This is a genomic window from Pseudomonas sp. 1L-E-NC-VB-C3 (assembly GCF_057291535.1).
Genome location: NZ_JBXAWD010000016.1, coordinates 89,986 through 116,481 on the forward strand (window position 1 = coordinate 89,986; position 26,496 = coordinate 116,481).

Genomic DNA, 26,496 nt, shown 5'->3' on the forward strand with positions numbered 1-26,496 from the left:
GCTTTCACACCCACAGCGATCACTGCCTTACACTGCCACGATGAAAACCATCCCCCACACCCAAATTGCCGAACCGGCGGTCACCTGCTCGACCTGTGCGGCGTGCTGCTGCCAGCTCGAAGTGATGCTGATCACCGACACCGGCGTGCCTGATCGCTTTATCGATACCGATGAATGGGGCGGTGAAGTGATGCTGCGTCTGGACGACGGCTGGTGCGCGGCGCTGGATCGCGACAGCATGATGTGCACGATCTATGAACGACGCCCGCTGATTTGCCGCGAGTTTGAAATGGGCGCGCCGGAGTGCATCGAAGAGCGCCGGGGTATTGCGACAGCCTACCGCTGATTTGTTTGACGGCGCAGAAACAACTGTGGGAGCGAGCCTGCTCGCGAAGGCGGTGTGTCAGCCACCATTTGAATTGACTGACACTCAGCTTTCGCAAGCAGGCTCGCTCCCACGTTGGTTCCGCGTAGGCGGATTACAGCGGCATTGTGTAATGCAGCGCGTAGCTTTCTACACCATCGTTGTCGCTGGACAGGCCGGCGTTGGAGTAGTGCGTGGCGCGGATTCCGACTTCGTGGCCGCCGTTGAAACGCAGGCCGACACCGACGCGGTCTTCAAACTGGAAGGAGCCGCCCAGGTTGTTGCTTTCGTATTCGGTGTTGGAGAAGAACGCCACGCCGATACCCGCTTCCACGTATGGCTTGACCGACTGACCGGCAAACTCGTAAACGAATACAGGCGAGAACGACAGGCTGTTGTTGCTGGAAGTCTTGTCACCTTCCCAGTACGTGTAGGCACCGCTCCAGTAGCCGGTCAGGCGACCCACGTCGCTCTGCAGCCAGCTCTTGTCCCAGTCGAAATTCATGCCTAAGCGATACGTCATTGTCGAATCGCTGGTACCGCCGACGGCGAATTCAACGCCAGCGGCTTGTGCAGTAATGCTTTGCCCCATCAGTGCGGCCGCAATCGCGGCCAAGCAGAATAGTCGCTTCACTTTGAAACTTCCTTTTCCGGAACGATCGTTTGGTTTTTAGTTGCTGCTGTCGCTATAGAAATCCGCGCTTGGTCAGAAGTTCAGCGTTTTTTTAGTTATTTCACATTTTTTTTACAAGTCGAAGTTTTGCACATTCGACGCAGTTTGGCCCAGCAACGGTAGGATTTTTCTGAGAGATTGCGGATCGCCGCTGGTCCAGAACTTCACCGGCTGGCTCGGACGTTGCGCCAGCAGATCACGCTCGGCGAGCAAGCGTTGCAACTGCCGGGCCACGGCAGCTCCGGTATCGATCAGGCTGACATCGTCGGCGATCATCGACCTGAGTAGCGGCTTGAGGAAGGGATAATGGGTGCAGCCAAGAATGATCGTGTCGCAGTTTTGCGCCAGCAATGGAGCGACGTAACCTTGCAATAAAGTGCGTAATTCGGCGCTGTGCAGATCACCCGTTTCGATCAGTTCGACCAGTCCCGGACAGGGCTGGGTGATGACTTTTATGTCGGCCGCGAAACGATCAAGCAACGCGGCAAACTTCGCGCTCTGCAACGTGCCGGTCGTGGCCAGGACGCCAACCACGCCGCTTCGTGTGGCCGCTGCGGCCGGTTTGACCGCCGGTTCCATGCCGACAATCGGCCAGTCGGGGAAATCGCGACGCAGATCGGCAACCCCCGCCACGGTCGCGGTATTGCACGCCAGCACCAAAGCCTTGGCCCCCTGCTCGCGAAAAAACCCGGCCATCACGCTGCAACGCTCGCGGATGAATTCCGGGGTTTTCTCGCCGTAAGGAATGTTCCCGCAATCGGCGACATAAAGCAGCGATTCGTTGGGCAGCAAGCGCTGGATTTCGCCGAGGACCGACAAGCCGCCGACCCCGGAATCGAACACGCCGATCGGCGCTTCACGCATGGCGCGCGCCACAGACGCTGCAGCCCGGGTCGCGCTTGACCCGCAGCTCACGGAATCGCGAGCCCAAGGCGTCGATCAACAACAGTCGCCCCACCAATGGTTCACCAAAGCCGACCAGCACCTTCAACGCTTCCAGCGCCTGCAAACTGCCAACCAGACCGACCAGTGGCCCGACCACGCCGGCCTCGCTGCAGGTCAGTTCGGCTTCGCTGCCGTGTCCGTACAGGCAGTGGTAGCAAGGGCTTTCGGCACGCCGTGGATCGAACACCGACAATTGCCCTTCCAGACGAATCGCCGCGCCACTGACCAGTGGCTTGCACGCGGCAACACAGGCGGCGTTAACCGACTCGCGGGTAGAGAAGTTGTCCGAGCAATCGAGCACCAGATCCACCGCCGCCACCGCTGCACCGAGAGAATCCTCGTCCAGCGCCTGGCGATGGGCGACCAGTTGAATTTCCGGATTGATCGCGCCAAGGCGCTTGAGCGCCGAGTCGACCTTGGATATGCCGACACTGTCGGTGTCGTGAATGATCTGCCGTTGCAGGTTGGTCAGATCGACCGTGTCGAAATCCGCCAGATGCAATTCGCCGACGCCCGCTGCCGCCAGATACAACGCCACCGGCGCGCCGAGACCGCCGAGGCCGACGATCAGCACGCGGCTGCCTTTGAGCTTCAGCTGCCCGTCGATGTCGATGTGTTGCAGCAGAATCTGCCGGCTGTAGCGCAGCAATTCCTGATCATTCAGCACGGCAGGCGCCCCAGACTGATGCGTTGATGGCCGCCCAGATCGGTGCGGCTGTGGACTTCTTCAAAGCCACGAGTAAGCAGCAGATCACGCACCGCTTCGGCCTGATCATAGCCGTGTTCGAGCATCAGCCAGCCGCCGGTTTCAAGATGATCCGGCGCCTGCGCAACAATCAGGCGCAGATCATCAAGGCCATCTTCACCGGCGACCAGCGCACTGGCCGGTTCGAAGCGTACATCGCCTTCGACCAGATGCGGATCGGCGGCGGCAATGTACGGCGGGTTGCTGATGATCAATTGGAAACGCTGGCCCTTGAGGGCGCTGAACCAATGGCTGTTCAGCACCGTAGCGTTGTTCAGGTGCAGACGCTGGCGATTGCGTTCGGCCAGGGCCACGGCTTCAAGCACACGATCCACGGCAGTGACTTTCCACGCCGGCCGTTCGCTGGCCAAGGCCAAAGCAATCGCGCCACTGCCGGTGCCCAAGTCGAGGACCTTGGCCGGGGTTGCCGGCAGCAGCTCAAGGGCTGCCTCTACCAAAAGTTCTGTATCGGGACGCGGGATCAGCGTGTGCGGCGCGACTTCCAGATCCAGCTTCCAAAAGCCCTGCTGGCCGAGAATGTAGGCCACCGGCTCACCGCTACGCCGCCGTTGCAAATACTCGGCAAAGGTCAGCGCAGCCTCGCTTGGCACGATGCGCTCGGGCCAGGTGTGCAGGAAGCTGCGCGACTTGCCCAGTGCGGCGGCGAGCAGCAGTTCTGCGTCCAGACGCGCTGTGGGCGAGTCCGGCAGCTCGGCGGCGCGCAACAGGCTGGCGATGATGGTCATTTATTCACCTATCGCTGCGAGTTGGTCAGCCTGATATTCAGCCAGCAATGGCTCGATCACGGCTTCAACGCCACCGGCGAGAATTTCATCCAGTGAATACAGGGTCAGGTTGACGCGATGGTCGGTGACCCGGCCCTGGGCATAGTTGTAGGTGCGGATGCGCTCGGATCGATCGCCGGAGCCGACGAGCAACTTGCGCTCACTGGCAATCGCGTTGGCCGCCGCAGCGTTTTGCTGATCGTTGAGCTTGGCCGACAGCCACGCCATCGCCCGGGCACGGTTCTTGTGCTGGGAGCGTTCTTCCTGACACTCGACGACGGTGCCAGTCGGAATGTGGGTAATGCGGATCGCGGAATCGGTGGTGTTGACGTGCTGACCACCGGCCCCGGAGGAACGGTAAGTGTCGACGCGCAGATCCGCCGGGTTGATCTCGATGGCTTCGCGCTCGTCCGGCTCGGGCAACACCGCCACGGTGCACGCCGAGGTGTGGATCCGGCCCTGGGATTCGGTAGCCGGTACGCGCTGAACGCGGTGCGCGCCGGACTCGAATTTCAGCTTGCCGTAAACGTTGTCGCCTTCAATGCGCGCGATGACTTCTTTATAGCCACCGTGTTCGCCTTCGTTTTCCGAGAGGATCTCGACGCGCCAGCCACGCCGCTCGGCATAACGCGAGTACATGCGGAACAGGTCGCCGGAGAAGATCGCCGCCTCGTCGCCACCGGTGCCGGCGCGGATTTCGAGGAAGACGTTGCGGCCGTCATTCGGATCTTTAGGCAGCAGCATGCGCTGCAGATCGGACTCCAGCGTGACCAGCAACTCCTTGGCTTCGCGAACTTCTTCCACGGCCATTTCGCGCATGTCCGGGTCGTTGTCCTTGAGCAGCGCCTGCGCGCCTTCAAGATCGCTTTGTACGCCAAGCAGCTTTTTATAGGCGGCCACTACCGGCTCGAGTTCGGCGTACTCCTTGGAATAGGCGCGGAATTTGGCCTGATCGGCAATGACTTCACCGTCGCCGAGCAGCGCGGTCAGTTCCTCGAAACGGTCCTGGAGAATGTCCAGCTTGTTGAGCAGTGACGCTTTCATTGCGGTTTTTTATCCGAAAAACTATCCGGTGAGCCCTCAAGGGCAAAGAGTTCCTGGGCCATGGCCAGCGCATCGAGGCGGCCTTCGGCAGACAGCTTTTTCAACTGCACGCTGGGCGCATGCAAGAGTTTGTTGGTCAGGCCACGGGCCAGTTGCCCGAGCACGTCTTCGGCGTTGCCGCCGTTGGCCAGCAGACGCAGGGCCTTCTGCAATTCTTCGTCTCGCAAGCGTTCGCTCTGTTGACGATAGGCCTTGAGCACATCGACTGCCGCCAGTTCGCGCAGGCGCACCATGAAATCGTCGGCGCCGACCGAGACCATCTCCTCCGCCGCTTGCGCAGCGCCCTGACGGCTCTTGAGGTTCTCGGCGACCACTTCGTGGAGATCGTCGACGCTGTACAGGTAAACGTCGTCCAACTCGCCGACTTCTGGCTCGATATCTCGTGGTACCGCGATGTCGACCATGAAGATCGGCTTGTGCTTGCGCAGCTTCAGCGCACTTTCCACCGCACCCTTGCCGAGGATCGGCAACTGGCTGGCGGTCGAACTGATGACGATGTCGCTGCGCACCAGTTCCGCCGGAATGTCCGAGAGCAGCACCGCGTGAGCGCCGAACTGCTCGGCCAACTGACTGGCGCGCTCGAGCGTGCGGTTGGCGACGACGATGCGCTTGACCCCCAGCTCATGCAAATGGCGCGCGACCAGCGTAATCGTCTCGCCGGCACCGATCAGCAGCGCCTGGCTGCGTTGCAGATCGCTGAAAATCTGTTTCGCCAGGCTCACTGCGGCAAACGCCACCGACACCGGGTTCTCGCCAATCGCAGTATCGGTACGCACCTGCTTGGCGGCATTGAACGTCGCCTGAAACAACCGCCCCAGCAGCGGACCGATGGTGCCGGCCTCGCGGGCCACGGCGTAGGCCGATTTCATCTGGCCGAGAATCTGCGGTTCGCCCAGCACCAGCGAGTCGAGCCCGGAAGCGACGCGCATCATGTGACGAACAGCCGCATCGTCTTCATGCACATAGGCACTGGCGCGCAGTTCGTCGAGGCTCAGATGGTGATAATCGGCCAGCCAGCGCAGCACGACATCGGCCGACAGCTGATCCTGTTCTATATAAAGCTCACTGCGATTGCAGGTGGAGAGGATCGCGGCTTCGCGGCTGTCGGTCAGTCGGCAGAGCTGCTGCAAGGCCTCCACCAGTTGCTCAGGGGTAAAGGCCACGCGCTCGCGGACGTCTACTGAAGCAGTCTTGTGGTTAATACCGAGTGCAAGGAAGGCCATTCAAGGTCGCTGGTGGTGACGTGAAGCCGGCAATTGTCCTACTTCGAAAGATTCAGAACAACTACCGCTGACTATTGTCCCAATCGTCAGCCCCTATAATGGCCACAATTGAGTCTCGGTTATGTTTGGCCGAAGGCTTGTGTCATGATGATCCGACCGCAGGTTAGTCGTCCTCTTCCTATATGAATAGATCTTCCGCGTTGCTCCTCGCTTTTGTCTTCCTCAGCGGCTGCCAGGCCATGGCGCCCGTTGCGCCGGACAGCACCCCGCCGGTCGAAGACACCACGCCCGCACCTGAAAAGCCCAAGGTTTACGGCTCGTTCAGCGAGGAAACCGTGTTCAGTCTGCTGAGCGCCGAACTCGCTGGCCAGCGCAATCGTTTCGACATTGCCCTGGACAATTACGTGACCCAGGCCATCAACACCCAGGATCCGGGCGTTTCCGAGCGTGCGTTCCGCATCGCCGAATATCTGGGCGCCGATCAACCGGCCCTCGACACCGCGCTGATCTGGGCGCGCAACGCTCCGGATGATCTCGAAGCGCAACGCGCCGCCGCCGTGCAACTGGCCCGCGCCGGGCGTTACGACGACTCCATGGTCTACATGGAGAAAGTCCTGCAGGGCAAGGGCGACACCCATTTCGATTTCCTCGCGCTGTCGGCCGCCGACACCGATCAGGAAACCCGCAACGGCCTGATGAAAAGCTTCGACCGTTTGCTCCAGCGCCACCCGAACAACAATCAGCTGATTTTCGGCAAGGCTCTGCTGTTGCAGCAGGACGGCGACAATCAAGGCGCGCTGACTCTGCTCGAAGACAACCCACCGGAAGATGGCGAGATCGCACCAATCCTGCTGCGTGCGCGCCTGCTTCAATTGCTCAACCGTGGCGACGAAGCGCTGCCGCTGTTGCAGAAAAGCATCAGGAAATACCCGGAAGACAAACGCCTGCGCCTGACTTACGCGCGCATGCTGGTCGAACAGGACCGCATGGACGACGCCAAGGCCGAATTCTCCACGCTCGTTCAGCAATACCCGGAAGACGATGAACTGCGTTATTCGCTGGCGCTGGTGTGCCTGGAAGCCAAGGCGTGGGATGAAGCCAAGGGCTATCTGGAAGACCTGATCGCTCGCGAAAGCCACGTCGATTCAGCGCATCTGAATCTCGGCCGGATTGCCGAAGAGCGCAATGACCCACAAGGCGCGCTCATCGAATACGCCCAGGTCGGTCCGGGCAATGACTATCTGCCGGCACAGCTGCGTCAGGCCGATATCCTGATGAGCAACGGCAAAGCCGCCGAAGCGCAGAGCAAACTGGCGGCCGAGCGTGACGAGCAGCCCGATTACGCGATCCAGCTGTATCTGATCGAGTCGGAAAGCCTGTCGGCCAATAAACAGGACGACAAGGCCTGGAAGGTTCTGCAACAAGCGCTGCAGAAATACCCGGACGATCTCAATCTGCTTTACACCCGCGCCATGCTCGCGGAGAAACGCAATGATCTGGCGCAGATGGAGAAAGACCTGCGCCTGATCATCAAGCGCGACCCGGACAACGCCATGGCGCTCAATGCTCTGGGCTACACCTTGTCCGATCGCACCACCCGCTACGCTGAAGCGAAAACGCTGATCGAGCAGGCGCACCAGATCAACCCGGAAGACCCGGCAGTTCTCGACAGCCTCGGCTGGGTGAACTATCGCCTGGGCAATCTGGACGACGCGGAGAAATACCTGCGCCAGGCGCTCGAGCGTTTCCCTGACCACGAAGTCGCCGCGCACCTGGGCGAAGTCCTCTGGGCCAAGGGCAATCAGCGCGAAGCCAAACAAGTGTGGGGCAAGTTCCTCAAGGATCAGCCCGACAGCACCATTCTGCGCAGCACCATCAAGCGCCTGACCGGATCCGAGAATCTTTAAACCATGCTTTTGCGCCACGTTATTGTTTTCAGCTTCATCGCCCTGCTCGCCGGCTGTTCGGGTTTCGGCACTCGCGAATCGGTCGAGGGCCACGGCAGCCCGGCCCAGTGGGCGGCGAATAAACAGCAACTGACCGGCCTCGATGGCTGGCAGATCGACGGCAAGATCGGCATCCGCGCGCCGAAAGATTCCGGCAGCGGCACGCTGTTCTGGCTGCAGCGTCAGGACTACTACGACATTCGCCTGTCCGGCCCGCTGGGTCGTGGTGCGGCACGCCTGACCGGGCGTCCGGGCAAAGTATCACTGGAAGTCGCCAACCAGGGCCGCTACGAATCGCAATCTCCTGAAGCCCTGCTCGAAGAACAGCTGGGCTGGAAACTGCCGGTGTCGAATCTGGCCTGGTGGGTTCGCGGCCTGCCAGCCCCGGAAAGCAAGAGTCGCTTGAATCTGGACGCCGACAGCCGTCTGGCCAGCCTTGAGCAGGACGGCTGGAAAGTCGAATACACCGCCTACACCGAACAGAATGGTTATTGGCTGCCCGAGCGCATCAAGCTGCACGGCACCGACCTTGACGTGACGCTGGTGATCAAAACCTGGCAACCGCGCAAGTTGGGGCAATAAAGCATGACCGCTGCACGCCTGACCCTGCCCTCGCCGGCCAAACTCAACTTGATGCTGCACATTCTCGGTCGCCGTGAAGACGGTTATCACGAATTGCAGACGCTGTTTCAGTTCCTCGATTATGGCGATGAAATCACTTTCGCCTTGCGCGATGACGGCGTGATTCAACTGCACACCGAGTTCGCCGGCGTGCCTCACGACAGCAACCTGATCGTGCGCGCAGCGAAAATGTTGCAGCAACAATCCGCCTGCGCGCTCGGCATCGACATCTGGATCGACAAAGTCCTGCCCATGGGCGGCGGCATTGGCGGCGGCAGCTCGAATGCGGCGACGACCCTGCTCGGGCTCAACCATTTGTGGCAACTGGGCTGGGATGAAGATCGCCTGGCGGAACTGGGCCTGTCACTCGGTGCCGACGTACCGGTGTTCGTCCGTGGCCATGCGGCATTTGCCGAGGGCGTCGGCGAGAAACTGACCCCGGTCGACCCCGAAGAACCGTGGTATCTGGTGCTCGTGCCGCAAGTCGCTGTTAGTACGGCAGAAATTTTTTCCGATCCTTTGTTGACACGTAACACACCGCCCATTAAAGTGCGCCCCGTTCCCGAGGGAAACAGTCGAAATGACTGCTTGCCGGTGGTAGCAAGGCGTTATCCAGAGGTACGTAACGCATTGGATTTGTTAGGTAAATTTACCGAAGCAAAGCTCACCGGAACTGGAAGTTGTGTGTTTGGGGGCTTCCCAAGCAAAGCTGAAGCTGATAAAGTCTCGGCCCTTCTGACAGAGACCCTTACAGGGTTTGTAGCGAAAGGAAGCAACGTTTCGATGTTGCATCGCAAGCTGCAAAGTCTGCTCTAAAGGAATCAAGTGCCCGGCACTTGAAAGCAACAGATACAGGGGCGTCGCCAAGCGGTAAGGCAGCAGGTTTTGATCCTGCCATGCGTTGGTTCGAATCCAGCCGCCCCTGCCATTTTCTCTACTCATCCAGGTTACCCTCAGCCTCTAGGTACTGCGCGTGTCCAAGATGATGGTCTTTACGGGGAATGCCAACCCCGATCTGGCTCGGCGTGTCGTACGTCAGCTGCATATCCCTCTCGGTGACATCTCTGTCGGCAAGTTTTCCGACGGCGAAATCACAGCCGAGATCAATGAAAACGTTCGCGGTAAAGACGTCTTCATTATTCAGCCGACCTGCGCTCCGACCAACGATAACCTGATGGAACTGGTAGTGATGGCTGATGCCTTCCGCCGCTCCTCAGCTACTCGTATCACTGCTGTTATTCCTTATTTTGGTTATGCCCGTCAGGATCGCCGTCCGCGTTCCGCACGTGTGGCTATCAGCGCGAAAGTCGTTGCTGACATGCTTACCGTAGTCGGCATCGACCGTGTTCTCACGGTTGATCTGCATGCTGACCAGATTCAGGGCTTCTTCGATATTCCGGTAGATAACATCTACGGCTCCCCGGTTCTGGTGGATGACATCGAAGATCAGCGCTTCGAAAACCTGATGATCGTGTCCCCGGATATTGGTGGCGTCGTGCGTGCACGGGCTGTTGCCAAGTCGCTGGGCGTCGATCTCGGGATCATCGACAAACGCCGTGAGAAAGCCAATCACTCTGAAGTGATGCATATCATCGGTGATGTCGAAGGGCGTACCTGTATTCTGGTCGATGACATGGTCGATACCGCCGGCACCCTGTGCCACGCGGCCAAGGCCCTGAAAGAGCATGGCGCAGCCAAGGTCTTTGCCTACTGCACACACCCTGTGCTGTCGGGCCGGGCCATCGAGAATATCGAAAATTCCGTGCTGGACGAGCTGGTGGTCACTAACACCATCCCGCTGTCCGCTGCAGCACAAGCCTGTGCACGTATCCGTCAACTGGATATCGCACCGGTTGTTGCCGAAGCGGTTCGCCGCATCAGCAATGAAGAATCGATCAGCGCGATGTTCCGTTAAGGGCCCTGCCCTTCGCGAAATGTCTCGTTGACGAAAAGCGCCCCGCCCCGGCATTCCTGTCGGGGCGGGGCTTTTTTGCCCATACCGTGTTCGGCGCTGGTCGCAAACGCCACTCGGTCATGGCTATTTTGGAGATACAAAATGAACGATTTTACTCTGAATGCTGAAGTGCGTTCCGACCTGGGGAAAGGTGCGAGCCGCCGCCTGCGTCGTCTCGCCGCTCTGGTTCCAGCTGTTGTTTACGGTGGCGACAAAGCCCCTGAATCCATCAGCATGCTGGCCAAAGAAGTTGCCAAACTGCTCGAAAACGAAGCGGCTTACAGCCACATCATCGAGCTGAACGTTGGTGGCACCAAGCAGAACGTCATCATCAAGGCTCTGCAGCGTCACCCGGCCAAAGGCCACGTGATGCACGCTGACTTCGTACGCGTTGTTGCCGGCCAGAAACTGACCGCCATCGTGCCTGTACACTTTGTTGGCGAAGAAGCTCCAGTGAAGAAAGGCGGCGAAGTTTCGCACGTTGTTGCTGAAATCGAAGTGACCTGCCTGCCAAAAGATCTGCCTGAGTTCATCGAAGTCGATCTTTCGAAAGCAGAAATCGGCACCATCATTCACCTGTCGGACCTCAAAGCTCCTAAAGGTGTTGAGTTCGTTGCTCTGGCACACGGCGATGACAAGGCTGTTGCCAACGTCCACGCTCCACGTGTTGCTGCAGAACCTGCCGAAGAAGGCGAAGCAGAGTAATTCACTCTGTCATGCCGGAGTGAGCAAGTAACATCGCGGACTGGAACGTAGCGAGAAAGCGGGCGAGAACGCGGAGTTTACATCCATGGTAAATGAGCATTTTTCGTCCACTTTCGCCGCTTTCCCCGATCGCGGCGATGTTATCCACCACTCCAAGGAAGGGCCCCTATCGTGACTGCCATCAAACTGATCGTTGGCCTGGGAAATCCAGGCGCTGAATACGAACAGACCCGGCATAACGCAGGGGCCCTTTTTGTTGAGCGCATCGCCCACGCACAGAATGTGAATCTCGTGGCCGATCGCAAATATTTCGGCCTGACCGGGCGCTACTCGCATCAGGGTCAGGATGTTCGTCTGCTGATTCCCACCACCTACATGAACCGCAGCGGCCAGGCCGTGGCGGCACTCGCCGGTTTCTTCCGCATCAAGCCTGAAGAAATCCTCGTGGCGCATGACGAACTCGACTTGCCTCCGGGCGTTGCCAAGCTCAAGCAGGGCGGCGGCCATGGCGGTCACAACGGGTTGCGCGACATCATTGCGCAACTGGGCAATCAGAATACGTTCTACCGCCTGCGGCTTGGCATCGGCCACCCGGGCGTTGCCAGTATGGTTTCAAATTTCGTCCTGGGTCGTGCGCCACGCGCCGAACAGGAAAAACTCGATGCCAGCATCGACTTTGCCCTCGGCGTGCTGCCGGATATCCTCGCCGGGGAATGGAACCGCGCGATGAAAAACCTGCACAGCCAGAAGGCCTGACTTTTACCCGAGGGGAAACACCATGGGATTCAATTGCGGCATCGTCGGCCTGCCTAACGTCGGCAAGTCCACCCTGTTCAACGCCCTGACCAAATCCGGTATCGCGGCCGAGAACTTCCCCTTCTGCACCATCGAGCCGAACAGCGGCATCGTGCCGATGCCTGATCCACGCCTGGAAGCGCTGGCGGCCATCGTCAATCCCAAGCGCATCCTGCCGACCACCATGGAATTCGTCGACATCGCCGGCCTCGTCGCCGGTGCCTCGAAAGGTGAAGGCCTGGGCAACAAGTTCCTGGCCAACATCCGCGAAACCGACGCTATCGCTCACGTGGTGCGCTGCTTCGAAGACGACAACGTGATCCACGTGTCCAACAGCGTCGACCCGAAACGCGACATCGAAATCATCGACCTTGAACTGATCTTCGCCGACCTCGACAGCTGCGAGAAACAACTGCAGAAAGTCGCGCGCAACGCCAAGGGCGGTGACAAGGACGCCGTGGTTCAGAAGGCTCTGCTCGAGCAACTGATCGCGCACTTCACCGAAGCCAAACCGGCACGCAGCCTGATGAAGAACATGAGCGCGGACGAGAAAGCCGTGATCAAGGGCTTCCACCTGCTGACCACCAAGCCGGTCATGTACATCGCCAACGTTGCCGAAGACGGTTTCGAGAACAACCCGCACCTGGACGTGGTCAAGGCCATTGCCGAAGAAGAAGGCGCCATGGTGGTTCCGGTGTGCAACAAGATCGAAGCGGAAATCGCCGAGCTCGACGACGGCGAAGAGAAGGACATGTTCCTCGAAGCGCTGGGCCTGGAAGAGCCTGGCCTGAACCGCGTGATCCGCGCCGGTTACGAAATGCTGCACCTGCAGACCTACTTCACCGCCGGTGTCGAAGAAGTCCGCGCCTGGACCGTCAAGGTCGGTGCCACCGCACCACAGGCCGCCGGCGTGATCCACACCGACTTCGAAAAAGGCTTCATCCGTGCCGAAGTCATCGCCTACAACGACTTCATCCAGTACAAGGGCGAAGCCGGCGCCAAAGAAGCCGGCAAATGGCGTCTGGAAGGCAAGGATTACATCGTCAAGGACGGCGACGTGATGCATTTCCGTTTCAACGTCTAAGCAACAGCCGCACAAGAAAAAGCCGCGTTTGATACGCGGCTTTTTTGTGCCCGAAAGATTGTTAAAAGATCGCAGCCTTCGGCAGCTCCTACAGATGTACATCTATCCCATGCAGGAGCTGCCGAAGGCTGCGATCTTTTGATCTCAAGCTTTTTTAGTACGCGGGAGAAAGATCGCCAACACACCAAACAACGGCAGGAATGAGCAAAGGAAATACACGTACTCAATCCCGTGCACATCCGCCAGATGCCCGAGCAGCGCCGCGCCAATCCCGCCGAAACCGAACATCAGGCCGAAGAAAATCCCGGCAATCATCCCGACATTACCCGGCACCAGTTCCTGCGCGTACACCACGATCGCCGAGAATGCCGACGCCAGAATGAAGCCGATCACCACGCTGAGAATGCTGGTCCAGAACAGATCGACATGCGGCAGGATCAGGGTGAATGGCGCCACCCCCAGGATGGAAAACCAGATCACTGCCTTGCGCCCGATCTTGTCGCCGATAGGCCCGCCGAAGAACGTCCCCGCCGCCACTGCGCCCAAAAACAGGAACAAGTGCAATTGTGAACTCGCCACCGACAGGTCGAACTTCTCGATCAGGTAGAAGGTGAAGTAGCTGGTGAAACTGGCCATGTAGAAATATTTGGAGAACACCAGCAGCCCCAGGACCACCAAGGCACTGGTCACCCTGCCCTTCGATAAGCCGTGCGTCGCGGCTTGGCCGGCCTTGAGCTTGAACAAGTTGAGGTGATTGGCGTACCAGCGGCTGATGCGGTACAGCACGAACAGCGCAAACACCGCGAACAGACCGAACCACGCCACATTGCCCTGGCCGAAGGGAATGATGATCGCCGCCGCCAGCAATGGGCCGAACGCGGAGCCGGCATTGCCGCCGACCTGAAAGGTCGATTGCGCCAGACCAAACCGGCCGCCCGAGGCCAGCCGCGCAACACGCGAGGCTTCCGGGTGAAAGGTCGACGAGCCGATACCAATCAGCGCCGCCGCCAGCAGAATCAATGGGAAGCTGCCGACCACCGACATCATCAGAATGCCGATCAAGGTACACACCGTGCCCGCCGGCAAAAGCCACGGTTTGGGGTGGCGATCAGTGTGGTAACCGACCCACGGCTGCAACAGCGATGCGGTCAACTGGAAGGTCAAGGTGATCAGGCCGACCTGGGTGAAGGTCAGGCCATAGTTGGCCTTGAGCATCGGGTAGATCGACGGCAGCACCGACTGGATCAGGTCATTGATCAGATGCGCCAGCGCCACCGCGCCGATGATGCGCATCACCAAGGGGCTGCTTTGCGGAGCAGCGGTCGCCGAGGCAGCGGCGGTCTGAACGTTGCTGATAGCCATGGAAATTCCGGACAGCAGATGGGTGCCCGAAGGCAGGTGCGTCAATGTGCCATTTTTCGGTGCGCTCGCGCTATCCCCTTAGCCAGCTAACTAACCAACATTCCTATCTCGCGTAGGAGCTGCCGAAGGCTGCGATCTTTTGATCTTGCTTCTAAGCATCAAAGTCAAAAGATCGCAGCCTTCGGCAGCTCCTACAGGGGATCGCTGGTGGCGAAGGTGATAGCTCAACGCCATGGTCTGAATCTTGCCTTGCTTCTGCCCTTGAACACGATCGCCTTACAAAGGCGCTCGACAATGGGAAGTTTCGCTACAGAGCCGGCCTACAGAGCGGGCGAGGGTGAACTTTCGAGGCCTTTTAGAGGGCACGGGTCGTGAGCCAACAGCTCGCGATGCACGCCAATGGTGCGTGGTGTCCAGAGGAGTCATGAGGCATGCAGGCTTTCCTTTCGCCGGGGATCAAATTGCTGGGGCGGTTTGGCTTCGCAGGTAAATTCCAATTGTTGTTTCTGCTGTTCATTCTGCCGCTGGCCGGCAGCCTGTTGATGATAGGCCATGACTATCGCGAGAAGCTCAATCTGATCTCGGGCGAACGTGCCGGCGTGCGTCAGCTGCTCGCGCTGGATGCGCTGGACAACCTGCTCGCCGCTCAACGCGACCGCGCCGCCCGCTGGCGCGCCACCGAGACCAATCGTCAGCCGACACCGGCCACTCTCGCCGCCATGGCCGCCTTCGACGGCGTGCAACCGGCGGTGCTGCAAGCCACCACGGAGCTGGGCAATGCCCTGAACCAGCAAGGCGCCGACGGCGCAATCCTCGAGCGCTTTCAGGCGCTGCAAACCGCACTCAATGGCCTTGATTCGAAAAGCTTGAGCAGTGTCGGCTGGTGGCCGGACGGTTATGACCGCTTCACCAATGCCTTGGGCGCGCTGCAAGCCTTGCGCGAGCAGATCGTCATGGACAATCGCCTGACCCTTGCACCGTGGCTGGAAACCTACCTGCTGACGCAGATTTCCACGCAGCACGCGCCGGACCTGATCGAGCGGGTCGGCCGTCTCGCCGCAGTCGGCCAGGCTTCGGTCGTCTCCGGTCAGTTCACCCTGCAGAGCCGCCTGCAGTTGCGCGACCTGCGCAGCCGCATTGGTGACGCCCGCGAGCAACTGGTGAAAACCGCCGGCCTGCTGGAGGCGCGTCTGCCAGCCGAGCTGCAAGCTTGGGCCGGCCAGTATCACGACAGCCTGAAACACCTCGACAGCGGCCTGAAAGTCCTCGACGACGGTGTGTTTGGCGGCAGCATCAACCTCAAGCCAGAGGACTTCGAACGCAGCCTCGACGCGCTGCTCACCGACCTCGCTTCCCTGCGCCAGCAATCCCTGGTCGCGCTGGATCAGCGGCTCGATGCGTATTACAGCTCGGCGATCCGCCAGTTCATTGTTGTCGCCGCAATCTTCGGTTGCCTGCTGTTGGCCGCGTTATACCTGTTCGTTTGCCTGCAAGCCTCGATCCGCCGTAGCGCCAGCGGCATCACCTTGCTCGCCGAAGCCTTGCGCGACGGTAACCTGAGCCTGCAAGTGCCGGTGGTGGGGCGCGATGAGCTGGCAGCGATCAGCACCGCGCTCAACGTCGCTGTGGTGCAATTGCGCAGCAGCATGCTCGGCGTCGACCACGAGACCTCGCAGTTGAGCAACGCGGTGCGCAGCCTCAACCAACACTCCAGCGGCGCCCTGAGCGAAGTCGAAGCGCAGCAATTGCAGATCAGCCAGATCGCCGCTGCCGCCACGCAATTGGCCGCCACCTCGCAAGGCGTCGCGCAGAGTTGCGAACAGGCCTCCGGCAGCGCCCAGCAAACCCGGCGCATCGCCGCCGACAGCAGCCGCGACAGCCAACGCACCACGGCGAGCATTCAGCAGCTCAATCAGCGCCTTAACGATACCGCCGCCGCGCTTGGCCGGGTCAGCGAGCAAGGCCAGCAGATTCAACTGGTCGTGGATACCATTCGCGGCGTCGCCGAGCAGACCAACCTGCTCGCGCTCAACGCCGCCATCGAGGCCGCCCGCGCCGGCGAACAGGGTCGCGGCTTTGCCGTGGTCGCCGACGAGGTGCGCAGCCTCTCGCAGCGCACGCAATCGTCCACCGCGCAGATCGCCGGCACCGTCGACAGCCTGCGCGCCACGGTCAACGAAGCGGTAAGCCTGATGGAAGCCGCCTGTGGTCAGGCGCAATCGGATGCCGAAGCAGTCACCGGACTCGGCGAACGCCTGGGAGAAATCGCCAGCGCCGTACAGAGTGTCACCGACACCCTGGCGCAAATCGCCACAGCGGTTGAAGAACAGGCCAGCACTGCCGACGAAGTCAGCGGCAATATCCAGCAGGTCGATCAAGCGGCGGTGCGTTTGCTCGAAGGCGCACGCGCCGTAAACCTCGCGGCGGACACCTTGAGCCAGGGTAGCGAGGCACTGAGCGCCAATACCGCCAGATTCCAACTGCGCTGACGCCCTCCCCGGCCCCGATTTTCGGGGCTGGAGGATAAGCAGTTGAAAACAGGAAGAAATATTTTCGATTTACGCTTGACGCTTTGCCATTTCAGGGGAATAATGCGCGCCACTTGGCTACATAGCTCAGTTGGTTAGAGCATAGCATTCATAATGCTGGGGTCCGGGGTTCAAGTCCCTGTGTAGCCACCAAGTACTAAAAACGGCTTACCGAAAGGTAGGCCGTTTTTTTATGCCTCGAGAAAAGTCCTTTTCCTCCCGCTCCCTGCATGCAATTCAGATGCCTCCGTAAGAAAAAAGTAGATCTCTGGTACGAAACGGATCTTTCGTAGCATCAGCCACCTGTCGCTCTCTCCCCGAATCGCTCCTATACCGACAAGCTCCCCTGGCTCGATTCAGCGCCATACAGGGAGTTGGCATGCCTCAATACAAATACCTTCTCGACGATGACTGGTTATTAAATCCGTATAGCGGTGGCAGGGCCTGGTTTACTTTGCTTCCACCGAAAGCGCCGGAGCCGGTGTACATCGAGAAGGATGAGTGGCCTGCGCCCAAGCCACGCGAAGACAGGGTCTTTGCCAAGTCCTGCACGCCGGACAACTGGTGTCGCACGGACGCTGGCACTGCCGAGGAGCCAGCCAGCAACTTCGGCAAGATCATGGTCGCCGGCGCCATGCTCATGCCCTCCGCCAGTACCGCGGTCGCGACGGCGATAGGTGCTGACCTGGCTTTGGGGCGTTTGGCCGGCGGCGGGATTTTGCAACAGCGCCTGAACTGGGCCATCCGTGGCGCCGGCGGGCCGGCCAGCGTCTTTGTGCTGGGAATGCTGCCGAGCAAAATGGCCGACGGCACGCTTCACACCGACGAAGAACTACGCCGCATGAGCCGCGCCACCACGCGCGTGCGTTTCCAGTTTCGTCGTGATGCCGAAGGTGTTCTGCGGGTCTACGGCATCCACTCCGGCGCCTCTGGCGACGACGCCGTACGCACGGTGAACGTCAAGTGGAACGCCGACAAGACCGCCATGGAGGCCAAGCTCAACGGCATCACCATTCTCTGGACGCCGCAGCGCGGGCCGTTGGGGTCGATGCCTCCGCTGGTTTATCCCGACCACGGTGAGGCACTCGACCCGATCCTCGTCCACCCGATCCCGGACAACACCGATAGCCAGATTGAGGGTCTGCCGGGCGAGGATGTAACGGCCGAGGATTGTATTCTGGTGTTCCCGGCGGACACCGGGCTGAAGTCGTTGTATGTGGTTTATTCAAGGCCGGCGAGGCAGACGCCTGGGATCGTTACGGGGGTGGGTGAGGATGTGGGCGGTATTTGGCTTGACCATGCTCAAGCTCAGGGTGGCGCCCCTATTCCGACCAGCATCGCGGATAAACTCAGAGGGAGCGAATATTCTAGTTTTGATTCGTTTAGGCGGGCTTTTTGGGCCGTTGCCTCAAAAGACAGCGCAGTGGCACAACAGGTCAGCGAAGATAATCTACGACGTATGCGCAACGGAAATGCGCCCCGCGCCCGCTTAGGTGATGCAGCAGGGAAAAGGATCTCTCATGAGATTCATCATGTGGAACCGATATCCGAAGGTGGTGATATCTACAACGTAGATAACCTAAGGGTCTACACACCCAAAAACCATGTCGACGTACACCGTAAATAAGGGCATAGCATGAGCGACCCATTCATCAAAAGCAGCTTTTCCGACTATACCGAGCAGGATTTCATTGATCTCATAGATGAAATAAGAAAGGAGGATATAGCGCCGACAGATCTCCGTGCAGATGCATTGATTCTGCACTTCAACAAGATAGTAGGACATCCGAGCGGGATGGATCTGATCTACTACCCCGAGCCCGGAGCAGATACAACATCTGCCGGAATAGCTCGTACAGTCATGGCATGGCGCGAAGCGAATCGACTACCTGGGTTCAAGACATGAATCCTGCCGCCCTTTTCATTTGTAACTGTGGAACTACAACTTGGGAATGTCATGACTAACATATCCGACTACACCGAAGCAGAATTCTTGAAATTTGTGCAATCTGTTCTTGCAGCCAATACAAGCCCAGACGAGATTCTCGATCCGCTGTTGTTTGAATTTGTACATCTGTGTGAGCACCCAGCGGGCACTGACCTTATCTATTGGCCCGAGGATATGAAACAACAAACAGCCGAGAGCATTACCGAAATCGTGAAAAAGTGGCGCTCTACCCATGGTCTGCCGGGCTTCAAGCAATGAGTTTCTGACTCACTAACCCTGCATCACTCTCAAGAAGATCGCACCACCCGAGCTACCGCTTTCGCGAGCAGGCTCGCTCCCACAAGGGCATCGTTTTCGGCCGATCGATTGGCGCGGCCGCTGAGCGGGAGGGCTGTAATCCCCACGCAGTTTGCACCCCGCCGGCCCACTCGATAAAGTCCCCGAAGACTTCTACCCCACGGACGGAGAGCCCGCGTGTTTCCAGCCCAGCCCTTGAAGCGCTTTCACCTGCCAGCCCTGACACTGCTTGTCAGCGCTCTGACCCTCACCGCATGCAACGCCCGGCCCTCTTCTTCGTTGCCGCTGGCACCGGAAGCCGCTTCCGGTTACCGCACTGATCTGCAAACCCGTCATGCCAATAAACACATGGCCGCTGCTGCCAATCCACTCGCGGCCGAAGCCGGGCGGGAGATGTTGCGTCAGGGTGGTTCGGCGATTGATGCGGCGATTGCGATGCAGGCGGTGTTGACGCTGGTTGAGCCGCAGTCTTCCGGGATCGGTGGCGGGGCGATGATTGTGTTGTGGGATGGCAAGCAGGTGCGCACCTATGACGGCCGCGAAACGGCGCCGGCCGGGGCCACCGAGAAGCTGTTCCTGAAGGCTGACGGTAAACCGATGGCCTTTACGCAAGCGCAGATCGGCGGGCGCTCGGTCGGTACGCCCGGGGTATTGCGGGCGCTGGAGCTGGCGCATCGACAACACGGTCGCTTGCCTTGGGCGAAGCTGTTTGAGCCAGCGATCAAACTGGCCGAGCAAGGCTTTGCGATTTCCCCGCGCCTGCATTCGCTGCTGACTGCCGATCCACTGATACGCCAGTCGCCAGACATGGCCGCGTACTTCCTCAATGACGATGGCAGCGTCAAAGCTGTCGGCACACGCCTGCAAAACCCGAAATTGGCTGCCGTGTTCAAACGTATCGCCAGCGAAGGTGCCGATGCGCTGTACAAAGGTCCGATCGCCGAAGAGATCGTCGCCAGGGTTCAACAGCACGCCAACCCCGGCAGCCTGTCGCTGAACGATTTGCAGCGTTATCAGGCCAAGGAGCGCGCGCCGCTGTGTACCGACTACAAGCGTTGGCAGGTCTGCGGCATGCCGCCACCGTCGTCGGGCGGGATCGCCGTGGCGCAGATTCTCGGCACGTTGCAGGCGCTGGAGACTCGCGACCCACGCCTGTCGCTGACCCCGCTCAAACCAACGAAAACCGATAAGCCGGCCGGCATCGAACCGGTGCCGCAAGCAGTGCACCTGATCGCCGAGGCTGAACGTCTGGCCTATGCCGATCGTGCGCAATACGTGGCCGACACCGACTTCGTCCCGGTACCGGTCAAAGGTCTGCTCGATCCGGCCTACCTGGCCAGCCGCGCCAGCCTGATCGGCGAGCGCAGCATGGGCAGCGCCAAACCGGGCACACCGCCGGGCGTGCAGGTTGCCTACGCACCGGACCGCTCGCCGTTGCGCATCTCGACCTCGCAAGTGGTGGCGGTGGATGATCTCGGCGGCGCAGTATCGATGACCACCACCATCGAAGCCGCGTTCGGCTCGCACCTGATGGTTCAGGGTTTTCTGCTGAACAACCAGATGACCGACTTCTCGTTCATCCCCGAAGAGAACGGGCAGAAAGTCGCCAACCGCGTCGAACCCGGAAAACGCCCACGTTCGTCGATGGCGCCGACGCTGATCTTTGATCGCAACACTGGTGAATTTGTCGCCACGGTCGGCTCGCCCGGCGGCTCGCAAATCATCGAATACGTGGCGAAAACCACCATCGGCCTGCTCGACTGGAACCTCGATGCACAAAGTGCAATCAACCTGCCCAACTTCGGCAGCCGCAACGGTCCCACCGAACTGGAACAGGGACAGTTCAGCCCGGTGCTGATTCAGGCGTTGAAAGACAAAGGCCACACGGTCAGTGAAATCGACATGACCAGCGGCACCCAAGCGATCGTGCGGGTGAAGGATGCGCAGGGCAAAGCGACCTTGACGGGGGGGGCCGATCCTCGGCGTGAGGGAGAAGCGTTGGGGGACTGAAACACCGCATTGAAAAAGGCCTGCCGAGCAGCAGGCCTTCTCCCGGGAGTAAATCAGACCGCCAACGTCTTGCCATCCACCCCATCCCCAATCTTCAGGAAATGCCCGCCCGCAACGTGATGCAGCGTGCGCAATCCATCCTGCCCTTCGAAATGCCAGCGCCCATCGCTGAACACACGCTCGTCGGCCTGGGCGGCGATGACTTCGGCAAGGAACAGGTCGTATTGCTCGTGATTGCGCGGCTCCGGCAGCAGGCGGCATTCGAGCCAGGCGACACAGCCCTCGAGCAGCGGCGCTTCAACCTGTTCGCCAGCGAAGGTTTGCAGACCGTACGCCTGAAACTTGTCCTGACCTTGGTCGCGGGTGATTTCCAGGCCGGAGGTGTTGCCGACGGTTTGCACGATATCGGCCTGATTGACGCAAGGCACGTTCAGCACAAAGGTCCCGGAGGCTTCAAGCAACTGGCGGGTCCAGGTGGATTTGTCGAGGACGACGGCGACTTTCGGCGGTTCGAAATCCAGCGGCATGGCCCAGGCGGCGGCCATGATGTTGCGCTGGCCGTCGTGAGCGGCGCTGACCAGCACGGTCGGCCCGTGGTTGAGCAGGCGGTAGGCTTTGTTCAGAGGCACCGGACGGCGGTGGGAAACGCTCATGGGATTTGCTCCGGAGGAAAAGGAGCCGATTGTAGCGCTGTCACTGGCGAAACACAGAACCTGTGGGAGCGAGCAGATGCGGCGCTGCCCCTCGGTGATCGTTCCCACGCTCCGCGCGGGAATGCATCCTGTGACGCTCTGCGTCACGCCAGCGAAGGAACGCGGAGCGTCCCGGGCGGCATTCCCACGCAGAGCGTGGGAACGATCAGTGCGGTATCAGTGAGAGAGCTGATTGGCAAACTGCCCCACCGCATCCACCACTTTCTGCGCACCGTCCTGAATCTCGACGATCACCGTGCCCGCCTCCGCCGCCAGCGCCAGACCCTGTTCGGCCTGAAGCTTGCCGTCGGTCATCAGCGCCACGGCATTGCGGGCCATTTCCTGGTTCTGCCGTACCACGCCGACGATTTCGTCCGTCGCCTGGCTGGTGCGCGAGGCCAGTTGCCGGACCTCGTCCGCGACCACGGCAAAACCACGGCCCTGCTCGCCGGCCCGGGCGGCTTCGATGGCAGCGTTGAGCGCCAGCAGGTTGGTCTGTTCGGCAATGCCGCTGATGGTTTTGACGATCGTGCCGATCACCAGCGACTGCTCGTTCAGCGCCTCGATACCTTCGCCGGCGGCTTGCATGTGACGCGACAAATCACGCATCACGTTCACCGCTTCGGTGACGACCGTGGTGCCCCGTTGCGCGGTGCTGTCGGTTTGTTGCGAGGTGCTGTAAGCGATGCTGGCCGCGTCGGCAACCGCCTGCTCGCGGTTGACCTGATCAGTAATCACCGTGGCGAACTTCACCACTTTGTACAGTCTGTCGTTGGCATCGACCACCGGGTTGTAGGACGCTTCCAGCCACACCGTACGACCATGGCTGTCGATACGCTTGAAGCGGCCTGCGACGAATTCGCCACTGTTCAAGCGCCGCCAGAAGTTCTGGTACTCGGCGCTGTTGTACTCTTCCGGGGCGCAAAACGTGCGGTGATGTTTACCCTTGATCTGCGCCAGGCTGTAACCCATGCCGTTGAGGAAGCGATCATTGGCGCTGAGCACATTGCCGTTGAGGTCGAATTCAATCACGGCGGTGGAACGCACCAGCGCACCGATCAGGTTCTCATGCTCGCGGGAGGCTTCGATGGTGCGGGTCAGGTCGCTGGCGTAGAAGGAGATGTGTCTGATCCGGCCATCGGACGAGCGCACCGGTTGCACGATGGAACGCAGCCACGCCTCGTCGCCATTGCCACGCAACAGGCGCACGGCGCCGGCGAAGTGCTCGCCACGGCTCATCGAGTTTTTGAAGCGCTGATGGAATTCGTCGGTTTTGACGTGGGCCGGGACGATGTCTTCGATTGCCCGGCCGATCAGGTCCTGGCTCTTGTAGAACATTTCATCGAGAAAATTCTGGTTGACCGAACGAATCCGCCCGTCGGGCTCAAGGGTCAGCGCGAGCATTTCGCTTTCCAGGCTTTCCTTCACTTGTACAAGACTGGAGAGTTCTTCGCGCAGAGCGGCCAGCTCTTGTTTCAAGCGTTTATTAAACATGGGAAAGCACCGATGGCAGGGTAGTTAGCGGATACAACCTAGCCATCGGCCTTGCACAGCTTTTCTGAAGCCAGCGCCAGACCCGTCAGTCGAAAATAATCCGGCGCTTGCGGATCAGGCAGCGCCGGCCGCCTGACACGGTCCGGTACGTGGCATGCGCGCACCGAAATACGCCGCCGTCACAATCCCCACAGCGCCCATCACGGCACAAAAGATCACGCAGATCCATGGACTCCACGGCATCAGACCAATCAGCAACAGCGGTGTGATACTTGCCCAGGCGGCGTAGGCAATGTTGTAGGTGAAGGAAATGCCCGACACGCGAATCCGCGCCGGGAACAACCCGACCATCACCGAAGGCACCGCACCTACTACCCCACAAGCCAGGCCGGCGACCGCATAGGCCATGCCGATCCAATGCCCGCCCATGATCAGACAGCCATACAACACGCCAATGCCCAGCGGCAGTAACAAGCTGTAGAGCATGACCGTGCGCCAGGCGCCGATGCGGTCGACCAGCAGTCCGGCGATCACGCAGCCGATATTCAGAAAAACGATGCCCAAGGCACTGAGGCCGAAGGTGTGGCTGGCGGTCATGCCGAAGGTTTTCTGCATCATCGTCGGGGTGATGACCACGAACACCACCACCGCCGAGGTCAGCACACACGTGAGCAACATGGCCGGCAGCATGGCCAGACGATGTTCACGCAGCACCGTGCGCAACGGCAGTTCGACCCGCGCCTCGCGCTGCGCTTCCATGGCCATGAACACCGGGGTTTCGCTGAGCCAGCGGCGCAGGTAAACGCCCACCACGCCGAACACGCCGCCGAGCAGAAACGGATAGCGCCAGGCGTAATCGAGAATTTCGGCAGGCGTGAAAACCTGTGCCAGGAAGGTCGCAGTGAGTGCGCCGATCAAGTAACCGAACGTCAGGCCGGCCTGCAGAAAGCCCAAGGCGTAACCGCGATGGCCGGTCGGCGCATGCTCGGCGACGAACACCCAGGCACTTGGCACTTCGCCGCCCACCGCAGCGCCTTGCAGGATGCGCAGCGCCAGCAACAGCAAGGGCGCGAAATAGCCGATCTGTGCGTAGGTCGGCATGATCCCGATCAGCAGACACGGCAGCGCCATCATCAGGATGCTCAAGCTGAACACCTTTTTGCGGCCCAGACGGTCGGCGAAATGCGCCATCAGAATCCCGCCCAGAGGCCGCGCCAGATAACCGGTGACGAAGATGCCGAAGCTTTGCAGCAGACGCAGCCACTCGGGCATTTCCGGGGGAAAGAACAGCTGGCTGAGGGTCAGCGCAAAGAATACGAAGATGATGAAATCGTAGATTTCCAGCGCCCCGCCGAGCGCCGCAAGGCCGAGGGTCTTGTAGTCGGCACGGCTGAACGGCGCCGGTCGGGCTGGGGAGTTGGCAGTCATGACAAAGAACTCAGGCATCGGCAAAAACCAAGGCGCCCATGGTCTACGCAAAAGCACGGATCGACAACCCGTCAGACCATAGTCTCGGTTTGCGAAAACCTGCTCAACAAAAGGGCGGCGCTTGATTTACTGTTAGCGCCTGTCCAAGGGACCACGCCAACACCGACCAGCCGCCCATGTGGGAGCGAGCCTGCTCGCGAAAGCGTCAGTTCAGACAACCTGATGCTGAATGTGCCGACGTCTTCGCGAGCAGGCTCGCTCCCACAGGGTTCTCTGTGGCTGTCGAGCCGGGCGACTGCTCCCACGGATCAAAATAACCATAAAAAATCCGAGGTACTTCCTGTGGCCGTTGATATCGAAGATAGCCGCTCCGCGCGCTTTGCCCTGCGCTGTTCCAGTTTTGCCGAACGCTGGTTTCCCGATTCCTGGGTATTCGCCGCGTTGGCCGTGATCATCGTTGCGCTGGCCACTCTGGCCATGGGCGCCAAACCCACCGCTGCAGCGATGGCCTTCGGCGACGGCTTCTGGAGCCTGATCCCGTTCACTATGCAGATGGCCTTCGTGGTGATCGGCGGCTACGTCGTCGCCAGCTCTCCGCCCGCAGTCAAACTGATCGACAAACTGGCACGCATCCCGAAAAACGGCCGCTCCGCCGTGGCCTGGGTGGCATTGATTTCGATGGTCGCATCTTTGCTCAACTGGGGTCTGTCGCTGGTATTTGGCGGGCTGCTGGTACGCGCCCTCGCCCGCCGCACCGATCTGAAGATGGATTACCGCGCCGCCGGTGCCGCTGCTTACCTGGGCCTCGGCGCGGTGTGGGCGCTGGGCTTGTCATCGTCAGCCGCACAGTTGCAGGCCAACCCGGGCAGCTTGCCGCCGTCGATCCTGTCGATCACTGGCGTAATCCCGTTCACCGAAACCATTTTTCTCTGGCAATCCGGGGTCATGCTGCTGGCGCTGATCGTGATCTCGATCATCATCGCCTACGCCACCGCGCCCGGGCCGAACTCGGCACGCGACGCCAAGGCCTGCGGCATCGACCCGGCGTTCAACCTGCCGCCGCTGCAACCGCGCACTCGCCCCGGTGAATGGCTGGAACACAGCCCGTTGCTGATCATTGTGCTGGTGCTTCTGGCGGCGGGATGGCTATTCCACGAGTTTTCGACCAAGCCGGCGATTACCGCGATTTCCGGCCTGAACACCTATAACTTCCTGTTCATCATGCTCGGCGCGCTGCTGCACTGGCGCCCGCGCAGCTTCCTCGATGCCGTGGCCCGTGCGGTGCCGACCACCACTGGCGTGTTGATCCAGTTTCCGCTGTACGGCTCGATCGCCGCGCTGATGACTACGGTCAAAGGCGCCGATGCGCAAACCCTCGCGCATCACATCTCGACTTTCTTTGTCAGCATCGCCTCCCACGACACCTATGCGCTGCTGATGGGCGTGTATTCGGCGATTCTCGGTTTCTTCATCCCGTCCGGCGGCGGCAAATGGATCATCGAAGCGCCCTACGTGATGCAAGTCGCCAATGACCTGCAGTACCACCTCGGCTGGGCGGTGCAGATCTACAACGCCGCCGAAGCCCTGCCGAACCTGATCAATCCGTTCTATATGCTGCCGCTGCTGGGCGTGCTCGGGTTGAAGGCGCGGGATTTGATAGGCTTCTCGTTTGTGCAACTGCTGGTGCACACGCCGCTGGTGCTGCTGCTGTTGTGGGCGCTGGGGACGACATTGGCGTATACGCCGCCGGTGATGCCGTAAGTCGATAAAAACGCACCTGCTCAAGGGCAGGT

At 60.1% G+C, this 26,496-nt stretch carries 24 protein-coding genes, 2 tRNA genes and 1 pseudogene; 16 read left to right on the plus strand and 11 right to left on the minus strand.

Translation table 11 applies throughout. From position 1 onward, the window contains the following. Positions 1 to 40: 40 nt before the first annotated feature. Entirely contained in the window at positions 41 to 346 is a 306-nt protein-coding gene (locus AC0Z5Z_RS22925) for a YkgJ family cysteine cluster protein (protein WP_024014290.1), read from the plus strand. 133 nt (positions 347 to 479) lie between these two features. On the opposite strand, the gene AC0Z5Z_RS22930 is transcribed toward AC0Z5Z_RS22925, so the two are convergent. From AC0Z5Z_RS22930 to hemA, 6 genes are all read right to left on the minus strand, one after another. After that, positions 480 to 998: an acyloxyacyl hydrolase gene (locus AC0Z5Z_RS22930; protein WP_485611684.1), complete on the minus strand. Its 519-nt coding sequence runs from the start codon at positions 996 to 998 to the stop codon at positions 480 to 482. A gap of 111 nt (positions 999 to 1,109) precedes the next feature. Beyond that, positions 1,110 to 1,901: a glutamate racemase gene (gene murI, locus AC0Z5Z_RS22935; RefSeq protein ID WP_150638776.1), complete on the minus strand. Its 792-nt coding sequence runs from the start codon at positions 1,899 to 1,901 to the stop codon at positions 1,110 to 1,112. After that, complete coding sequence (locus AC0Z5Z_RS22940) at positions 1,894 to 2,649, minus strand: molybdopterin-synthase adenylyltransferase MoeB (RefSeq protein WP_485611685.1); 756 nt, start codon at positions 2,647 to 2,649, stop codon at positions 1,894 to 1,896. The genes murI and AC0Z5Z_RS22940 overlap by 8 nt, the downstream gene beginning before the upstream one ends. Continuing rightward, positions 2,643 to 3,473 (minus strand): peptide chain release factor N(5)-glutamine methyltransferase, encoded by an 831-nt coding sequence (gene prmC, locus AC0Z5Z_RS22945; protein WP_485611686.1) that lies wholly within the window; start codon positions 3,471 to 3,473, stop codon positions 2,643 to 2,645. Before prmC ends, AC0Z5Z_RS22940 begins: the two co-directional genes overlap by 7 nt. Then, positions 3,474 to 4,556 carry a peptide chain release factor 1 gene (gene prfA, locus AC0Z5Z_RS22950; protein ID WP_016773210.1) on the minus strand — a complete coding sequence of 361 codons (1,083 nt, stop codon included), beginning with the start codon at positions 4,554 to 4,556 and terminating at the stop codon, positions 3,474 to 3,476. Further along, complete coding sequence (gene hemA, locus AC0Z5Z_RS22955) at positions 4,553 to 5,839, minus strand: glutamyl-tRNA reductase (RefSeq protein WP_016773209.1); 1,287 nt, start codon at positions 5,837 to 5,839, stop codon at positions 4,553 to 4,555. Before hemA ends, prfA begins: the two co-directional genes overlap by 4 nt. A 182-nt stretch (positions 5,840 to 6,021) precedes the next feature. Between hemA and AC0Z5Z_RS22960 the strand changes: the two genes are divergently transcribed. The 8 genes from AC0Z5Z_RS22960 (at position 6,022) to ychF (ending at position 12,944) form a co-directional block, all read left to right on the plus strand. Continuing rightward, complete coding sequence (locus tag AC0Z5Z_RS22960) at positions 6,022 to 7,746, plus strand: tetratricopeptide repeat protein (RefSeq protein ID WP_485611687.1); 1,725 nt, start codon at positions 6,022 to 6,024, stop codon at positions 7,744 to 7,746. 3 nt (positions 7,747 to 7,749) lie between these two features. Beyond that, positions 7,750 to 8,367, plus strand: coding sequence for a lipoprotein insertase outer membrane protein LolB (gene lolB / locus AC0Z5Z_RS22965; protein ID WP_016773207.1), 618 nt, complete (start codon positions 7,750 to 7,752; stop codon positions 8,365 to 8,367). Between the two features lie 3 nt (positions 8,368 to 8,370). Further along, positions 8,371 to 9,222, plus strand: a complete 852-nt coding sequence (ispE, locus tag AC0Z5Z_RS22970; RefSeq protein ID WP_252886798.1) for a 4-(cytidine 5'-diphospho)-2-C-methyl-D-erythritol kinase — start codon at positions 8,371 to 8,373, stop codon at positions 9,220 to 9,222. A 37-nt stretch (positions 9,223 to 9,259) separates the two neighbouring features. Next, positions 9,260 to 9,334 (plus strand) — tRNA-Gln (locus AC0Z5Z_RS22975). Between the two features lie 45 nt (positions 9,335 to 9,379). Further along, positions 9,380 to 10,321, plus strand: coding sequence for a ribose-phosphate pyrophosphokinase (locus AC0Z5Z_RS22980; RefSeq protein ID WP_003171603.1), 942 nt, complete (start codon positions 9,380 to 9,382; stop codon positions 10,319 to 10,321). 141 nt (positions 10,322 to 10,462) lie between these two features. Next, on the plus strand, positions 10,463 to 11,065 hold the full coding sequence (locus tag AC0Z5Z_RS22985) for a 50S ribosomal protein L25/general stress protein Ctc (RefSeq protein WP_056790308.1): 603 nt from the start codon (positions 10,463 to 10,465) through the stop codon (positions 11,063 to 11,065). 171 nt (positions 11,066 to 11,236) lie between these two features. Continuing rightward, positions 11,237 to 11,821, plus strand: a complete 585-nt coding sequence (pth, locus tag AC0Z5Z_RS22990) for an aminoacyl-tRNA hydrolase (protein ID WP_016773203.1) — start codon at positions 11,237 to 11,239, stop codon at positions 11,819 to 11,821. 22 nt (positions 11,822 to 11,843) lie between these two features. Then, positions 11,844 to 12,944 carry a redox-regulated ATPase YchF gene (ychF, locus tag AC0Z5Z_RS22995; protein WP_016773202.1) on the plus strand — a complete coding sequence of 367 codons (1,101 nt, stop codon included), beginning with the start codon at positions 11,844 to 11,846 and terminating at the stop codon, positions 12,942 to 12,944. A 144-nt stretch (positions 12,945 to 13,088) separates the two neighbouring features. Here the strand turns inward: ychF and AC0Z5Z_RS23000 are convergent, their stop codons facing one another. After that, positions 13,089 to 14,306 carry an MFS transporter gene (locus tag AC0Z5Z_RS23000; RefSeq protein WP_039761258.1) on the minus strand — a complete coding sequence of 406 codons (1,218 nt, stop codon included), beginning with the start codon at positions 14,304 to 14,306 and terminating at the stop codon, positions 13,089 to 13,091. A 431-nt stretch (positions 14,307 to 14,737) separates the two neighbouring features. Here AC0Z5Z_RS23000 and AC0Z5Z_RS23005 point away from each other — a divergent pair, with 431 nt between their 5' ends. The 6 genes from AC0Z5Z_RS23005 to ggt all read left to right on the plus strand — a co-directional run bounded on the left by AC0Z5Z_RS23005 (position 14,738) and on the right by ggt (position 21,089). Continuing rightward, positions 14,738 to 16,795, plus strand: coding sequence for a methyl-accepting chemotaxis protein (locus AC0Z5Z_RS23005; RefSeq protein ID WP_095181651.1), 2,058 nt, complete (start codon positions 14,738 to 14,740; stop codon positions 16,793 to 16,795). Between the two features lie 115 nt (positions 16,796 to 16,910). Next, positions 16,911 to 16,987: transfer RNA gene (locus tag AC0Z5Z_RS23010), tRNA-Met, on the plus strand. Positions 16,988 to 17,213: 226 nt separating this feature from the next. Then, positions 17,214 to 18,461: an S-type pyocin domain-containing protein gene (locus AC0Z5Z_RS23015; protein WP_150638766.1), complete on the plus strand. Its 1,248-nt coding sequence runs from the start codon at positions 17,214 to 17,216 to the stop codon at positions 18,459 to 18,461. A gap of 9 nt (positions 18,462 to 18,470) precedes the next feature. Further along, entirely contained in the window at positions 18,471 to 18,740 is a 270-nt protein-coding gene (locus AC0Z5Z_RS23020; protein WP_130888171.1) for a bacteriocin immunity protein, read from the plus strand. 51 nt (positions 18,741 to 18,791) lie between these two features. Beyond that, on the plus strand, positions 18,792 to 19,040 hold the full coding sequence (locus AC0Z5Z_RS23025) for a bacteriocin immunity protein (RefSeq protein ID WP_252878888.1): 249 nt from the start codon (positions 18,792 to 18,794) through the stop codon (positions 19,038 to 19,040). A 216-nt stretch (positions 19,041 to 19,256) separates the two neighbouring features. Next, positions 19,257 to 21,089: a gamma-glutamyltransferase gene (gene ggt / locus AC0Z5Z_RS23030; RefSeq protein ID WP_485611688.1), complete on the plus strand. Its 1,833-nt coding sequence runs from the start codon at positions 19,257 to 19,259 to the stop codon at positions 21,087 to 21,089. Positions 21,090 to 21,142: 53 nt separating this feature from the next. Here the strand turns inward: ggt and AC0Z5Z_RS23035 are convergent, their stop codons facing one another. The 4 genes and pseudogenes from AC0Z5Z_RS23035 to AC0Z5Z_RS23050 all read right to left on the minus strand — a co-directional run bounded on the left by AC0Z5Z_RS23035 (position 21,143) and on the right by AC0Z5Z_RS23050 (position 24,703). Next, complete coding sequence (locus tag AC0Z5Z_RS23035; RefSeq protein WP_460059168.1) at positions 21,143 to 21,742, minus strand: flavin reductase family protein; 600 nt, start codon at positions 21,740 to 21,742, stop codon at positions 21,143 to 21,145. A 216-nt stretch (positions 21,743 to 21,958) separates the two neighbouring features. Then, entirely contained in the window at positions 21,959 to 22,519 is a 561-nt protein-coding gene (locus AC0Z5Z_RS23040; RefSeq protein ID WP_241663599.1) for a methyl-accepting chemotaxis protein, read from the minus strand. Beyond that, positions 22,499 to 23,275, minus strand: a pseudogene (locus AC0Z5Z_RS23045) (PAS domain-containing protein); the annotation flags it as partial. The gene AC0Z5Z_RS23040 and the pseudogene AC0Z5Z_RS23045, both read right to left, overlap by 21 nt. Before the next feature lie 114 nt (positions 23,276 to 23,389). Further along, positions 23,390 to 24,703, minus strand: coding sequence for an MFS transporter (locus AC0Z5Z_RS23050; protein ID WP_056790330.1), 1,314 nt, complete (start codon positions 24,701 to 24,703; stop codon positions 23,390 to 23,392). Between the two features lie 342 nt (positions 24,704 to 25,045). On the opposite strand from AC0Z5Z_RS23050, the gene AC0Z5Z_RS23055 reads away from it, so the two are divergent. Continuing rightward, positions 25,046 to 26,464 carry a short-chain fatty acid transporter gene (locus AC0Z5Z_RS23055; protein WP_016773194.1) on the plus strand — a complete coding sequence of 473 codons (1,419 nt, stop codon included), beginning with the start codon at positions 25,046 to 25,048 and terminating at the stop codon, positions 26,462 to 26,464. Positions 26,465 to 26,496 lie beyond the last annotated feature (32 nt).

Bases quoted from the DNA above. Each gene is read 5' to 3' on its own strand.
- AC0Z5Z_RS22925 (WP_024014290.1), top strand. From the start codon at position 41: ATGAAAACCATCCCCCACACCCAAATTGCCGAACCGGCGGTCACCTGC.
- murI (WP_150638776.1), bottom strand. From the start codon at position 1,901: ATGCGTGAAGCGCCGATCGGCGTGTTCGATTCCGGGGTCGGCGGCTTG.
- prmC (WP_485611686.1), bottom strand. From the start codon at position 3,473: ATGACCATCATCGCCAGCCTGTTGCGCGCCGCCGAGCTGCCGGACTCG.
- prfA (WP_016773210.1), bottom strand. From the start codon at position 4,556: ATGAAAGCGTCACTGCTCAACAAGCTGGACATTCTCCAGGACCGTTTC.
- hemA (WP_016773209.1), bottom strand. From the start codon at position 5,839: ATGGCCTTCCTTGCACTCGGTATTAACCACAAGACTGCTTCAGTAGAC.
- AC0Z5Z_RS22960 (WP_485611687.1), top strand. From the start codon at position 6,022: ATGAATAGATCTTCCGCGTTGCTCCTCGCTTTTGTCTTCCTCAGCGGC.
- lolB (WP_016773207.1), top strand. From the start codon at position 7,750: ATGCTTTTGCGCCACGTTATTGTTTTCAGCTTCATCGCCCTGCTCGCC.
- ispE (WP_252886798.1), top strand. From the start codon at position 8,371: ATGACCGCTGCACGCCTGACCCTGCCCTCGCCGGCCAAACTCAACTTG.
- AC0Z5Z_RS22985 (WP_056790308.1), top strand. From the start codon at position 10,463: ATGAACGATTTTACTCTGAATGCTGAAGTGCGTTCCGACCTGGGGAAA.
- ychF (WP_016773202.1), top strand. From the start codon at position 11,844: ATGGGATTCAATTGCGGCATCGTCGGCCTGCCTAACGTCGGCAAGTCC.
- AC0Z5Z_RS23000 (WP_039761258.1), bottom strand. From the start codon at position 14,306: ATGGCTATCAGCAACGTTCAGACCGCCGCTGCCTCGGCGACCGCTGCT.
- AC0Z5Z_RS23005 (WP_095181651.1), top strand. From the start codon at position 14,738: ATGCAGGCTTTCCTTTCGCCGGGGATCAAATTGCTGGGGCGGTTTGGC.
- AC0Z5Z_RS23015 (WP_150638766.1), top strand. From the start codon at position 17,214: ATGCCTCAATACAAATACCTTCTCGACGATGACTGGTTATTAAATCCG.
- AC0Z5Z_RS23020 (WP_130888171.1), top strand. From the start codon at position 18,471: ATGAGCGACCCATTCATCAAAAGCAGCTTTTCCGACTATACCGAGCAG.
- AC0Z5Z_RS23025 (WP_252878888.1), top strand. From the start codon at position 18,792: ATGACTAACATATCCGACTACACCGAAGCAGAATTCTTGAAATTTGTG.
- AC0Z5Z_RS23035 (WP_460059168.1), bottom strand. From the start codon at position 21,742: ATGAGCGTTTCCCACCGCCGTCCGGTGCCTCTGAACAAAGCCTACCGC.
- AC0Z5Z_RS23050 (WP_056790330.1), bottom strand. From the start codon at position 24,703: ATGACTGCCAACTCCCCAGCCCGACCGGCGCCGTTCAGCCGTGCCGAC.